4 protein-coding genes are annotated in these 15183 nt (G+C 47.6%); all 4 read right to left on the reverse strand.

The window, feature by feature from the left end; all coding sequences use genetic code 11:
* Positions 1 to 3748 (reverse strand): beta-ketoacyl synthase N-terminal-like domain-containing protein (locus AB4238_RS17450; protein WP_372034588.1); only part of this gene is annotated, 3748 nt, incomplete at its 3' end.
* Positions 3748 to 6000 (reverse strand): PfaB family protein, encoded by a 2253-nt coding sequence (locus tag AB4238_RS17455; protein WP_372034589.1) that lies wholly within the window; start codon positions 5998 to 6000, stop codon positions 3748 to 3750. The genes AB4238_RS17455 and AB4238_RS17450, both read right to left, overlap by 1 nt.
* Positions 6000 to 14120 carry a phosphopantetheine-binding protein gene (locus AB4238_RS17460; protein ID WP_372034590.1) on the reverse strand — a complete coding sequence of 2707 codons (8121 nt, stop codon included), beginning with the start codon at positions 14118 to 14120 and terminating at the stop codon, positions 6000 to 6002. The genes AB4238_RS17455 and AB4238_RS17460 overlap by 1 nt, the downstream gene beginning before the upstream one ends.
* Positions 14120 to 14986 (reverse strand): transcriptional regulator, encoded by an 867-nt coding sequence (locus AB4238_RS17465; protein WP_372034591.1) that lies wholly within the window; start codon positions 14984 to 14986, stop codon positions 14120 to 14122. The genes AB4238_RS17460 and AB4238_RS17465 overlap by 1 nt, the downstream gene beginning before the upstream one ends.
* Between the last annotated feature and the right edge of the window lie 197 nt (positions 14987 to 15183).

The following is a 15183-nucleotide window of genomic DNA, read 5'->3' on the forward strand; positions in this document are numbered from 1 at the left end:
CGTAACGCAGGGTATCACCACCGCGAGGCAGATCGCCCAAGAAGGTGAGGGTACAATCTAGTAGACGATAAACTCGTTCACCTTTGTTTTCAAAGTCGATACCTAAGTAGCTGATCAACATCAAGTCACATTGACCTGATTCAACCGCAACCGCCCACGGGATCTGACCATCAACCAAATAAGGCGCATCGACTGGGATGTCGTATTCAGTGGTCATTGAACAAGGCTTAAACTCGTTCATCGTCGCATCAAGTTTCGTGACACGAGATACCAACAGGTAGTCAGTGGTTGGTAGGCGAACGCGACGCGAGTAGCTATCGATTATTGCGTAATCGCTGCCAAATACATTAGCAATGTCGCCCTCTGCGTATTCGACTAAATCAGCGTAGTTCCAGATACAAGGCTTAAGTGCTGGCGTTGGCGCAATATAAGGTGGCACGTTGGCGTGATCGGGAGCGATAACATTAACTGGCGCAGCAATAGGTGCGACTTGAGCAACGGCTACTGGAGCGGCTGTTGTGACAGTTTGTGGTGCTACAGTTTGGCCTGTTGCTTGAGCAAGTTGTTGTTTTAACAAGGCGTCAGCAACTTGCATACCTGCAGAGCGGCTCTTAAGAAATGCATGATGTGCTTGCTGAGCGAGCTGCTGATTTTGTTGGAATGCAGCTAAGTCGCCTGCAGATACATCAATTGCAGTGTTGACCACTGCTTTGTTATGAGTCGGTTTTTCTTGATTCGTCATCGTTGAAGTGCCTAATGTTTGAGTGCTGAGCGTTTGAGTCGCAACTGTTGCCGTGTCTATAGCGGCAGCATTTACAGCACTCATAGGTAAGGTTGAAAGCTGAGCTGTCTGTTGCGCTCTAACTACCATTGGTTTGTGTGGTTGCTGGGGCAGGTTGGATACTGCACCATTTGCCAGTTTGTTCTTTATTGCAGCCAAGCTCGCTAGCGGTGTGTCGTAGATATGTTGGTAGATATCGCGACCACCTAAGGTGACTTGCTTTACTAACTGATGTTTTGCGTCCGATTTAAGCTCATTGGCTAGGCGTGCAGCCAATGCTTGCTGCTCGCTCTGGCTTTGGCTAATCAATAATTGAGAAGCTTGGTTTTCACTCACATTGGTGATCAGCGCTTTGTTACTTGCTGCTGCGTTGCGAGATGCACTCAATAATCCATGGAGTAAACTTGCCATACCTGCAGCTGCAAAGCAGTGGCCGATACGATTATCGGCGCTGGTGGCAACGGCGTTCTCAAAACTGTCACTCAATGTCACGTTTGTGGTTAAGCTGCCTGGTGCGACATTGGTTTCAACAACATTGATGCTGGCGTTGTTGGTTGCAGTTTGTGTCAGTAATTTATCGGTCACTTGCGGCAGTTGCAGTGCATGGCCAAATGCCAGCGCATCAATCTGCCCGTATGCGCGACCTGATGTGCTTTCATCTTTGACTAACACGACTGCACCAGCGCCTTCACCAACGTTCCAGTTAGCTTGCGCAGTAGCATTACCCGTTGGGGTCATGGCGACTGGGGCGATGTTGTTCTTTAAGATAACCTGTTCAAAGCTGCCTGATAAGTCGACTGCGGCAATCACGACTGCATCAAGGTTGTCTTCGGCAATAAGGTTTTGGGCGACATCAATACAACGACTGACCGATTGTTCAGCCGCCGAAATAGTAAAGGCTGGGCCATTAAAATCCCACAGAGATGACACGCGAGATGCCATAATGTTGCCAATAAAGCTGGTGTATTGATTCAGCTTGGCAGCGTCTAGTACGCTGTCCATGGCGATAGCTTCAAGTGCTTGGTATTCATCATCACTTAGATTAACGCCTAATGCGGCTAAGCTTTGTTGCAGCTGAGTATGCAAGTTTACTCGGCCGCGGAACTGATGCAACTCAAGCTCTGTTTCCATCGCCACTAACACAGCCACCTTTTGGCCCGCTTGTAACTTGGCATCACGAATCGCTTCATCGGTGACGCGCATCAGCATCAGTTGCTGTGAAATCAAGCGATCGTCTTCGTTTGGTGGCAGTTTAAAGCGTAAGAAATCTAGCTCAAAGTTATCAACGTAAGCCCCTTTCGGCGCAGCGTTAAGACCAAACTGTGCCAGTAACTCAGGGTGTTTCTCTAAACCTTTCCAGCGCTTTTCTGGTAGATCAATAAATGCATCACTGTTATTAGCAATAGCACTGTCGAGCTGGTTAATGGTGCTTAAAGGTCCAAAGTGCGAACTGAGGCCAACTATTTTCAATGGTGCAGGTGTTGCTGCTGTGACCGCTGAACTTTTGGATTGGGTTGATGCAGATTTTTGTGTGTAAGACTCAAGTAATAGGTGAGCGTTACAGCCGCCAAAGCCAAATACAGACACGCCAGCGTGGCGAGTTTTTATACCAAAATGACTATTAGAGGGTTTATCAGGCCAGCCTTGTACAAGGTTTGGCATGGTCGCTTGACCAAATAACTGATTCGGTGACGAGATAGCGTCGCTGATATTAATGCTCGGTGGCAATAGACCTTCTTTCATGGCAAAGATCATCTTCATGATCCCCGGCATGCCAGCAGCAGTGAGTAGATGACCTAAGTTTGATTTAGCTGAGCCGATAAGCGGGGCACTGCTACCTTGCAGCTTATCTTCAAAAAAGGTTTCCATTGAGGTGAGTTCAATTTTGTCACCCAATGGTGTGCCAGTTGCGTGACACTCAATCACTTCAATATCTTTAGGCTCTATATCACTAGCGGCATAAGCACGTTCAAAAGCTTTGACCTGACCTTTAGGATTTGGACTTAATACAAACTGGCCTTTGCCATCATTGGATAAGCCCACGCCGCTAACAACCGCATAGATTTTGTCGTTGTCACGCTCTGCATCTTCAAGGCGCTTAAGGACTAATACACCTGCACCTTCACCAGCAAATAAACCCTTACTGTCGCCATCAAATGGCACAGATACACCATGATCGGGATAAGCGTGGAAGATAGAGAATCCCATGTTGATAAAGAATGGGTCTGCACCTGATACGGCGCCTGCAAGCATCACATCGGCTTTGCCTGTGCTTAAGTAATCACAGGCAAGTTTAAGTGAGTAAACTGAGCTCGCACAAGCAGCGTCGAGGCTTAGCTGAGCACTGCCAAGTCCAAGCGCATCGGCAACCACTTTAGAGGTGTTGTGGGCTATGGCGCCATTAGCCGTATCTAGGCTGGACTCGTTAGTCGCTCGCGGGCTCGCAGCATTCGTGGCGCTTAACTTGAAGTGTTGGCTGCCAAGCTTATCTTGCAACGCTTTTTCTACTGCGCTGTGATAAATCGGCAAGAACAGGTCGTTGGAGCGCTCGGTTGGGAAAGATAGCGCACCCATAATAACGCCAGTTCGCGCAAGCAAGTCGTCATTGTTAAGGGCAATACCCGCATCAGCGAGTGCTTTGCGGCTAGTATCGAGTGCCCATAGAAAGCTGTTGTCTAAACTTTCCAGGCTATTTGCTGCGAGCTTATAGCCTGCTGAGTCAAAGCTGAAGTTTTCAATGTAACCGCCTTTATCGCAATAGAAACGGTCTGACTCGCCCTGTATACCCTGATAATCGACACTGTTGGCACCGAGTTTTTTATCGGTCAAGGTGCTACGAGAATCTCGTTTATCGAGTAAGTTTTGCCAAAATTGCTGTGGGCTTTTAGCATCAGGGTACAACGTAGCTAAACCGACAATGGCAATCTTGCTCTGTTTAGAGCTAGTATTTCTGTCTGAAGAAGACATTATACTTCCCCTTGTAATGTTAGGTTTGACTGCAGTTCACTCTCAACCTTTTTCACGCTAGTGGCTAAATGAGCCAGCGCTATTTCACGATGCAGTCCATCGATAAGTGGAGTAACTGACAGTGGAACTCGATGACTAATGAGCTGGCCTAATGCCTTAAGTAAAGTGGTGATATCGTCACCGCCTTTGGCATTTGTTGGCACAGTACAGCATGGAAAGTCTGACGACTTGCTGCCACATTGACGGTCTTGTTTGGCAATTTTGTCGATAAGGGTGCAGTTTTGCCTATCTGCACCTAGCTCGACAAATAAGGTCGCGCCTTGCTTTTGAGCGCTATGGATAAGCGCTGTAAAGTCTAAGGTGTTGCAGAAGGTATCGGCAATGGAACGCGCAATGACTTGACTATCTAGCCCATCTGTTGCGTTTGATACCGTACCCTCACCAGAAGCAGCACTAATAAACTTGATATCAGTAGGTAGTGAATCGAGTAGCGGTTGTATGTAAAACTGCTCTACATTGCTATGCTCTTCCATTGCGGGAGCAGTGTGCATTGCAGTGACTCTATTGGCAGCAATGCCGCGTTTCTTCATTCGTGCTAATAATTCGCGGCACTGGATTTCACAACCTGCAATTACGCAGGTATCGCCTTGAACTATGGCAAGGTAAGCGCGTGGAAACTCAGGCAGAAGTGCTTCAATAGTTTTCGCATCAGAGCGCACAACGAAGCTATTCCACACGATATCAGGACTGGTGTTACCAAGCTGCCACGCTTGACGAACCGCCGTTAGCTTGCCCGAAATTGCACTGGTAAAGAGCGGGTCGGTCTTAGTCTTTTCAATTAAGGCGTGTGGATCGCTCCAAACACCAAGACTGGCCCACATTGATGCTTCGCCCATAGAGTAACCGAGCGCGAAACGTGGGGTGACATTAAATGCGTTAACCAGTAACTGAGTCAGCAAGTAGCTGCTACCTACACCGGCAATCGCTAAGTCGCCTAGGGGTAAAGCTGGCGTCACTTTAGTGTCTAAATGGTAGATAGCATCGGCTTGAAACATCGACTTTAAATCACCTTCTCGCTCAAGCTTGGCATAGAGAGAAGGAAAGTATCGGTGCAACTGGCTGAACATATCGCTATAGACTGTACCCACACCCGGGTAAACAAACGCTAAACCATTTTGCTCGACGGTGCCTAACGCGTTAGCGGTAAAGTAGCTCCCTGCTGGGGTACGGTACTGACCTTGCTCACTGATGATCTTAGGCAGAGCATCGGCCATGGCTTTAAGCTCTTGCAGCATGGCTTCAACTGAGCTTGCCTGCAGGGTAATAGCATATTTATCGATTACGGCTTTATCACTATTCTGCTTTTCATAGGCGATAAGGTTATCGCGCATAAGCGTGAGTAGTGGATCCGCTTCTGTAATGAGCTTAGTTTCTATTTTGCTAAGCTGGTCAAGCAATTCAGCTTCACTATTAGCACTGACAATAAACTGTAATCGCTTGCTATCAATTATCGACTTGGCTGCGATAAAGCCAGTACCTTGAGATACGACGAAGCTAATGCAGCTTGTCGTGTTTGTTGCAGTGCTTTCTACTGTATTTTCTACTGTATTAGTTAAATTAATAGCCATCACACGTGCTTGATGGTGCTCTGTAAACCAGTAGTGACTTGCAGCTTGTTTAGCACTAATCGAATCAGGCGTTCTGTGATGAGTACGAGAGGCGAGATCTTTAATCAGTTCACACACGGCATTAAACTGCTGTGTGCTATCAAGCTCGGGCAAATCGATACGTTTACTGACACTGTCAGGCTGACGCTTGGCTTGGCTCAATGCATTATTCATGCATGAGTCTGCAAGCACTGTTGACGCAGACTGAGTCAATGAACTTATCTGCATAGCTGCAAGCTGAGCGTGGGGGTGAACCCTATTTTGCGCAGCTTTAAGTGCATGCATCATTAACAGCGAACTGGTCGCTGTATAAATTTGCACTATTTTACCTTGTTCTATCGCATCGATAGTGGCGGTTAAGTTAGTTTCAAAGTCGTCGACTTTGATTGAGACAAGCTCTGATGTCTGTAATAACTTTGAGCTATGTAACTCAGGCAATAGCACAGAAATAAGCTCTGATGTTTGTTCAGTATTACCGCTTAAGTCTAGTGGTGCAGGCAGCACCAAGAGTGCGATGCGCAGTGGCATCTCACTCTTGATAACCTGATCGCTTGAGCGAGTAGCACTGGCAGTCAAATTGGCCATTATGGCTGCTCTCCAGTGCTCAAGGCTTTATTTTTGTCACTCACGGCAGCTTCATTTAAGAAAGCACTATTGAGGTTCTTACTGATCGTGACTTTCGCCCCTTTCATCATTGCACTTAGTTCACCATTTTCATGGTAAAGCGCAACGTTAGCTTCAAGTGAGCGAGCACTTGTCTTAACCACCTCTAGCGCCAGTATCGCCTTGTCACCAAATGTCAGCGGCTTGTGAGAGTTAAACTCACCGATAGTTGATGGCAAGCTTGCGGCGCCGTACTTAAGTCTTGCCCATACCAGCATCGCTTGCAGTAGCAAATCTTCAGCAAAGGGCTGGCTGCCACCAAGATGGCTGCTTGCAACAAACTGACCGCAATCTGTATCACTGACCTGTGGCAACTGGCACTTAGCAATCAGGCCCGTATCATCAAAATTGAACACCTGCTGTATGCCTTGCAAACGTGGCCCATGGAACAGGGTGCCGTTGCTATAAAGCTCAGCAGCTGTGGTCACCGCTTTACCCAGATCGCTAAATACCTTTGATGGCGTATCATTAACGCTTTCTGTGCGGGCTAAAGTCGCTTTATATTGCGGACGTCCTTGACTGCTGATTAATGCAGTCATTTGATCGTTTCCGCTTGGCGTTAGCGTTAGTGTCATCTCTTGAACATCACTGCTGTCGAAGATGATCCCTTTCAGTAGCTTATAATCAACCACTCTAACTTGAGCCCCAAGCATCTCACTGGCAGCTTCGCGCATCCACTGTATTGCGCATACAGTGGGCAGCACAGGGTTACCGCTAATGCGGTGGTCTTGAATAAAGACCATTGCATTAGGATCTAAGGCTCTTGTTAAAGACAGTGGTGCTAGCGGGATCAGTGCGCTTTGCACTTCTCCCGCATTAAGCTTTTTTACAGATGCAGCCTCTTGAGCGTCAGTTCCACCTTGCATTGATGTACCAATAAGCAGTTGTGCACCCGTTTCACTTAATAGCTGAGTGGCAAAAAGTTCTGCTCCTGCTTTTAGTGGGATGACGTATACACCGCGCTCGGTAAACATCTTCTTCAGCGCATCGGTAACCATGCCACCATCCCAAGGACCCCAGTTAAAGCTCATGACTTTAGCTTGTGGGTTACGTGCAGTGAATTGCAATGCAGCCTTGTTTAGAATGTCGTTAGACATGGCGTAATCGCTCTGTCCGGTATTACCGTAAAATCCTGCAGCAGATGAGAACATTGCTAACAATTTAACTTTACTCGGCTCAAGTGCTGCAAGCAGTGCTTTAAGACCGTTGACCTTAGTGCCATAAACCCGGGCAAGTTCTTCAAGTGTTTTGTCTTGAATATGCTTGTCAGCCAGTACGCCAGCGCCGTGGATAAGGCCGGTTATCTCAGCTGAGCGACCGTTTAGTGCTGCAGTAATTGCGGCAGTATCGGTCACATCCATGCTGACATACTCGGCACTTGCGCCCATTTGGTTAAATGCAGCTAGGGCAGTATTAATCTCGATAGAGCTCTTCACTGTCCAGACTAGGGCTTCTACCTGTTTAGGTGTCGGCTTGCTGCCTGTAGAGATAATGTGTGCAATAGCAGCAGGTTTAAGCTCGTTAACCTGTTTGCCCGTCGCCCAAGCTGGAATCGCCTGTAGTTCACTGCGCCCCGCAAGGATAAAATGCGACTGAGTGCGCTTAGCAAGTGCTAGGGCACATTCAAAGGTGACCCCTTTTGCACCGCCGGTCACCAGTATGTTATCTGCGCTATTGAGTTCAGCTGCAGCATGTTTACTGCTCGCATCAGCCGCAATTAAGGTTGAGCGTGTAACGTTGCCTTTCGCATCGAGAGCTACACCCACTTCTGGCAGGTTAACCACGCTATCGAATAGCTCGTTAGCAATCGCATCGGCTAAGTGAGTTGCGTCTAAACTCGGTGCAACGTCTAACGCGCGACAAAAAACCGTTGGCCATTCATGGCTCAGCGTTTTAGTTAACCCTGCTAATGCTGCTTGGTTTAGCTCAGCATCTTGCAGCTGTTTAGTGTCTAAGTAACCAAAACCACCATCGATACGGCTAACGCTGATAAAGCTGCGACGCTTATCACTTGTTACGTTTAGCTTTGGCTGTAACAGCTTAGCCCAAAGGAATGCTTGGCTAACGTGAGTGAAACTTTCGCTACTCAAGTTAATCGCATCATTTACGCTATTGTTATCAGCTTGTGGTTGCAGGTGGATAAAGCCACTAATTACGCCTAGTTGCTGCTCAATTTTAGCGATAACCGCGTTGATCCCAGCTTCATCAAGGCTATCTGCTTGGAAGCTCGCTATATCACTATTGAGCGGTGATTGAGCTGCGCCTTTTGGTAGGCGAACTACCGCGACTTTAAGGGCTTGTTTTGATAGTTTCTCAGCAAGTACGCCTGCGTTATGACCATCATCTGTGATCACTACGGTTGCGTCTGCGGCGAAGCAATCAACAATTTGATCCGCCGCATTAAGCTTTTTTAGTGCTACCTCGCTATGAGGAGGAAGCTCAAGAGAAGATGTTACTGTGTCAGCGACTGATTTAACTGCGTCAGCGATGACAGTCGTTGCTGCATTGCTAGCATTGGCCAGTTTAGTGTTCATGTAGGCAACGATTTCGCCTAGTGTGCGACACTCTGCCAAGTCTTCTGGATTTAGCTCAGGTAAACCTGGTAGCTCATCCTGCACTGTTCCTAGAATTTCCACTCGTTTGATGGAATCGATACCTAAATCGGCTTCCATGTCCATGCTTAGCTCAAGCATCTCTGTTGGGTAACCGGTCTTCTCAGCAACCACTGACATCATAGTGCCTTGCACCTTTTGTGCGCTTAGGCCATTAGTCGTTGGCGCAGCGGCAGAGCCTTCAGCGTCAGTTGTAGAGAGTTTTGAGTTCATGTAGCTAACGATTTCACCCAAAGTGCGGCACTCTGCCAGGTCTTCAGGGTTTAGCTCAGGTAAACCTGGAAGCTCATCTTGCACAGTACCTAGAATTTCGACTCGCTTGATAGAGTCGATACCAAGGTCGGCTTCCATGTCCATGCTTAGCTCAAGCATCTCTGTTGGGTAACCGGTTTTGTCTGCGACTACTGACATCATGGTGGCTTGTACTTTTTGCGCGCTCAGACCATTAGTCGTTGGCGCAGCGGCGCTGGTATTTGTAGAGCTGGTATTAGTAGAGCCTTCAGCGGCACTTGTATTAGTAGAGAGCTTGCTGTTCATGTAGCTAACGATCTCGCCTAGTGTACGACACTCAGCTAAATCTTCAGGATTAAGCTCAGGCAGGCCTGGAAGCTCATCTTGCACAGTACCTAAGATCTCAACACGCTTGATAGAGTCGATACCTAAATCGGCTTCCATGTCCATGCTTAGTTCTAGCATCTCTGTTGGGTAACCGGTTTTGTCAGCGACTACTGACATCATAGTGGCTTGTACTTTTTGCGCGCTCAGGGCTGTCTCGGCAGTAGCAACTTGAGGCGCTGCACCTGCAGATGAAACGCCAGCAGCGCCTGCGGCGGCAGTTGTATTAGTAGCGAGCTTGCTGTTCATATAGCTAACGATCTCGCCCAGTGTGCGACATTCAGCTAAATCTTCAGGATTAAGTTCAGGTAGACCTGGAAGCTCATCTTGAACAGTACCAAGTATTTCTACACGCTTGATAGAGTCGATGCCTAAATCGGCTTCCATATCCATTTCAAGCTCTAACATCTCTGTTGGGTAGCCAGTCTTTTCTGCGACCACTGACATCATGGTAGCTTGGACTTTTTCGGCTGATAGGCCATTAGAAGCTGAAGCAACTTGAGGCGCTGCACCTGCAGATGAAACGCCAGTAGCGCCTGCGGCGGCAGTTGTAGAGCCTTCAGCGGCAGTTGTAGAAAGCTTGCTGTTCATGTAGCTAACGATTTCGCCCAGAGTACGACACTCAGCCAAATCTTCAGGGCTCAGCTCCGGTAGACCTGGAAGCTCATCTTGCACAGTACCAAGAATTTCTACACGCTTGATAGAATCGATGCCTAAATCGGCTTCCATATCCATCTCAAGCTCTAACATCTCTGTTGGGTAGCCGGTCTTTTCTGCAACCACTGACATCATAGTGGCTTGGACTTTTTGTGCAGAGAGTGAGCCTTCAGCGGTAACTGTATTAGCAGCGCCTGCGGCGGTATTTGTAGATAGCTTGCTGTTCATGTAGCTAACGATTTCACCCAGAGTACGACACTCGGCCAAATCTTCAGGGCTAAGCTCAGGTAGACTAGGAAGCTCATCTTGCACTGTACCGAGAATTTCTACTCGCTTGATAGAGTCGATACCTAAATCGGCTTCCATGTCCATTTCAAGTTCTAGCATCTCTGTAGGGTAGCCCGTTTTCTCAGCGACCACTTCAAGCATGGTTGCTTGAACCTTTTGCGCGCTCAGGGCTGTCTCGGCAGTTGCAACTTGAGGCGCAGCGACTACTGGTGCAGCTTCTGCCGCTTGAGCAACGGCTTCAATGTGTGTTGCAACGGCATGTTGAACTGGCGCCGGAGTATTGTTAACAACTGGAGCAACCGCAACAGGCGCTGTTGGAGTCGTTACTGCAGGCGCTGACACTGCTGGTGTTGAAACTGTGGCCTGTTGAACGACTTGCTGAGGTCTCTGCACTGCTACTTGTAACGGCTGTGCGGTGATCACTGGCGCAGTACCATTAAGCATGTTTAGCGCGGCATTGTTATTGCCAGCTTGCATCTCTAAAAACTGAGTATGGCTTTGAACGGTTTGCGCTTGAAGCTGGTGGAACTGCTCCATAGAGCGCTGTAAGCTTTCAGGTAATGCAACCCCCGCGCCTGCAAGTTTTGTTTGTTCAGCCATCAAGGTAGTGAAAGTTTCACCATATTGCTGTGGGATGCTGAGGAACTGCTGATGTAACTCGGCCGCTTGTTGCTGTGCAGCAAAGAACTGACTTAAGGCATCAGTGCTAACGCTTACACTTGGAACGCTTGCATTTGAAGCAACGAAATTATTTTGAACTGGGGCAGTAGACACTACATGTTCATTAGACATTGGTACGGCAATCTCCACGATCTTTTCAACTTCTTTTTCAATGATGGTTGGCACTTCAACAATTTTCTCTACTTCAACGACTTTCTCTTCGATGATAGTCGTGCTCTTCACTGTGCCAGTGGCTAGTGACTTGGCCATTTTAGCGCGGGTAGCAGGGCTAATATGGTTGGCAGCATTTAGCGTTAGGCTCATTGGTGAACGTTTAGCAGGCGCGGCAATATCGGCTTGGTATGGGTCGATATTATCAAGCTGCACACCTGCAACGGCTAGCTGCAGAGCTGCTTGCTTAAGTTGCAAGTCGCTGTCGCCTTTAGGGCTTGGGTTGATAGAGATAACGCTGAGTTCATTAAGTTTGCTTGCTAAGGTACCTTGCACTAATTTTTGCAAAATATTCTTTGGACCAAATTCAACAAATACGCGAGCGCCAGCGTCAAACATCGCTTCTAGTTGAGCGGTGAAACGAACTGATTGCAGCATATGTTTCTTGAACGAGGCCTTAACCTTGGCGCCAGTGCTTTCATATAGTGCGCCACTCGCGTTGGAATAGAGTGCACGACTAGGTTTAGTAAACTTCGCGCCGTCAATCGCTTTAGCGAATGGTGCTTGAGCGTGGCCAACTAGCTCAGTATGGAATGCACCAGACACTGGTAGATTGATCGCTTTATAACCGAGGTCGCTTAATGCTTTCGCTGCATCGGTGGTGCTTGCGGTAGGCCCCGCAATAACCGACTGAGTCGGTGCGTTGTAGTTCGCCACTTTAACACCATTAAATTTAGCGATAGTGCTTTCAAGTGTGCTCAAATCCTCTGCTTTATGGATAACCGCAAACATAGCGCCACAATCAGCATCTTGACCGTCTTTAGTTTTCGCTTTAGTTGCCATGGCATCGCCACGGGCAAAGGCGAGTTTGTAGTAGTCATCGGTAGATATCACACCTGCAGCGCATAATGCACTTAGCTCGCCAAAGCTGTGACCTGCGACCATGTCGGCGTTAAAGCCTGCTGCGGTAAATAGCGCATATTGCCCCATAGAGATGGCGCCGATAGCACTTTGTGCATTAGCGGTGTTAGTCAGCACTGCTTCTTGTGCTTTGACATCATCTTTATTAAATACCGGCTTTGGATATAGCGTTTGCGACAAAGGTGTTTTGTCATTGGCGGCAAACACTTTATCTGCTGTGACCAGTTGCTGGCGCATCTCTGGGTAGTAACAGGCAAGATCTCGTCCCATATTAAGATATTGCGAACCTTGTCCAGCGAATAATGCCGCCACTTTTCCTTCAATCGCTGCTGCGCGGTAGCTTATACCACCTGGCAGTTGCCATTGAGTGTCATCGCTTGCGGTTAACTTTGATAGCGCTTGTTTGATAAAGCTTGCCAGTTCTGCTGCGCTATTGGCAACGAGACCAATACGCGGTGCATCAGTGGCTAATTCACGTACTGCGTAATTTGCAGCGGCATCTTTAAGGTTAAACTCAGCAGCAGTACTTGCAGCTGCTAAGGTATTGAGCTCACTGATGAGTGCATCTTTGTTTGCAGCACTAACAAGGAAGCTTTGTGCAACTTGGCGCTGACGATACTTAGCTTTCTCGCTATCTTCGCGGCTATGCTCTGCATTGTACTCTTCCAGTACAAAGTGGAAGTTAGTGCCACCAAAACCAAATGAGCTGATACCGGCGCGGCGCGGTGTGCCGTCTACGCGAGGTAACCAAGGACGCGTTTCTGTATTGAGGTAGAACGGTGAGTTCTCAATATCAAGCTTTGGACTTGGTTGGCTGACGTTAATTGTTGCTGGCAATACTTTATGGTGTAGTGCTAATGCCGCTTTAATCAGTCCAGCAGTACCTGCGGTAGATTTAGTGTGGCCAATTTGTGATTTAACAGAACCGAGTGCTATGTGTTGCTTAGTGTTGTTACCTTCGCTAAACACTGAACAAAGGCCGGCAAATTCTGCCGCATCACCTGCAGCCGTTCCTGTACCATGGGCTTCAATCAGGCCTAGAGTGTGCGGCGCAAAGCCTGCATCATCATAGGCACGGTTGAGTGCTTTGGCTTGACCCGATGGGCGAGGTGCATAAATTGATTTGAACTTACCATCAGATGATGAACCAATGCCTTTAATGACTGAGTAGATTCTGTCACCATCACGCTCGGCATCTTCAAGACGCTTCAATGCGATCATGCCAATGCCTTCACCAATCATCATTCCCTTTGAGTCGATATCAAATGGCTGGATAGTTTCATTGGTAGTGAATGCGGGTGTCTTAGAGAAGCTCATGTACATAGATGGCGAGTTGTCAGTACAAACACCGCCTGTGATCATCATCTCTGAACGACCTTCAACCAGCTCGCTAAGTGCCATGCGCATAGCCGCTAAAGAGCCTGCACAAGCAGCATCAACTACACAGTTCATGCCGCCAAAATCAAATCGGTTGGCGATACGGCCTGCAATAACGTTACCTAGAGAACCTGGGAAAGAGTTCTCTTCCCAATGTACGTATTGGTCTTGGAATTTTTTGATCAGCATTTCGCTGTCTTCATCGCTAATACCGCTATTAGCAAACACTTTCTTTAGTACAGGGTACTGTAGACGCGCGGTTAAGCTGTGGCTGATCTTCTGACCGCCGCCGACACCTAAAGTAATACCGATTTTGTCACGGTCATAACCTTCAGGTAGGTTAGCGTCAGCCAATACTTCTTTTGCAACAATCAAAGAGAGTAGCTGCGATGAGTCAGTCAGCTCTAAGATATTTGGCGGCAGGCCAAACTCCATTGGGTTGAAGTCGACATCAGGTAAAAAGCCGCCGCGCTTACAGTAGCTTTTATCTGGGGTGCTTTTGTTTGCATCAAAGTAATCTTCTTTCTGCCAATGAGTGGCAGGCAGCTCGGTGATGGCATCAATTTTCTCGCTAATAAGATCCCAAAACTTGTTGAGGTAACGCGAGTTAGCAAAGATGCTTGCCATGCCGACAATAGCGACAGGCATATCTTTTAAACGTTTATTTAAGCGTGTATCAGCTTGCGAGTCTTGCGCTTGCTCTGATGCTGATGATTGTTCAGGTTTAGAGGTCTGGCTCATTATGAGTCTCCAGTGGATGCCTGGCATTCAGGCGTCTTGTTGTTTGTTTTAGGCTTATCTGTAGAGGTACGGCGATTTGGCGTCGCACCAGGAAAGCGCTCTATAAAACTGTGATAGTTACTGACGAGTAACTTTCGTAAGTGAAACGGCCCATGTTTTAGTACATAGGCCATGTATCTGTTGGTGGCTTGGGTATTCCCATCTTGATAAATATCGAGGTAGATCCAGTCACTATGGGGGTCAATACCAAGCAGGATTGAACTGGGTTGCTCATTGGTCAACTGTGGCGGGATCGTCAATGAAACCACCTGAACCACATTGTCTGCATCTGTGCTTGGCAACGCCAAGGTTTGTGCCAGTGTTTCATAGTGCAAGGTGTAGGTTTGTACATCACTACCTTGGGTTATCGGTAGTTGGTTAAAATAACGCATCGGTACGTTAGGGCTTTCAATATCGCTAACACGTGAAACACCATAACGCTTTAAACATCTTGCTAAGCCTGAACGTGACACATTGGGGTTAATAAATCTCTGCGTTGCCGTCAGTAATTTATCAAGTGGCATTTTCAGCTGGTATCTCAAACCGACGACAACATACTCTTGCAGCGGCGTTAGCGTGGTATTGAGGTGATGTGGTGTGTTTGGGGTGTTTACAATGGAGTTGCGCTTGCGCCATTTGCGTACAGTGGCTTCGCTGATATTCAGCACTTTGGAAAGTTGACTCACACTGAGGTCAGATTCTTGAATGAATCGACGCATCTCGGGAGTCGTGGTGGCATTGCTGTGCCGAGCTTCTGTAGCGCTTTGCGTACACTTATTCGGATTACTCGCTGCCGAATTTAAGCCTGTGTTAACTTGCTCTGCCATCTATTTAGCGGGTTTCCGTTAATAATCTACTGGGACTTAATTACGTTTTTATGACTAATGAACTGCTCGGCAGTTCAATGTTTATGGTAATTAACCTAGTATATTTTGACCAATGGATGTGCAGACTACATCAGCTTTTAGAGCAATACAATCACCTGGGACTTAATAATCGCTGATATGACCAGATTCAGTGAACA

Origin of the sequence: Shewanella sp. 10N.286.45.A1 (genome assembly GCF_041470405.1) — a bacterium.
Lineage (GTDB): Bacteria > Pseudomonadota > Gammaproteobacteria > Enterobacterales > Shewanellaceae > Shewanella.

Excerpts from the sequence above, each read along its gene's own strand:
- AB4238_RS17455 (WP_372034589.1), bottom strand. The coding sequence starts at position 6,000 with ATGGCCAATTTGACTGCCAGTGCTACTCGCTCAAGCGATCAGGTTATC.
- AB4238_RS17460 (WP_372034590.1), bottom strand. The coding sequence starts at position 14,120 with ATGAGCCAGACCTCTAAACCTGAACAATCATCAGCATCAGAGCAAGCG.
- AB4238_RS17465 (WP_372034591.1), bottom strand. The coding sequence starts at position 14,986 with ATGGCAGAGCAAGTTAACACAGGCTTAAATTCGGCAGCGAGTAATCCG.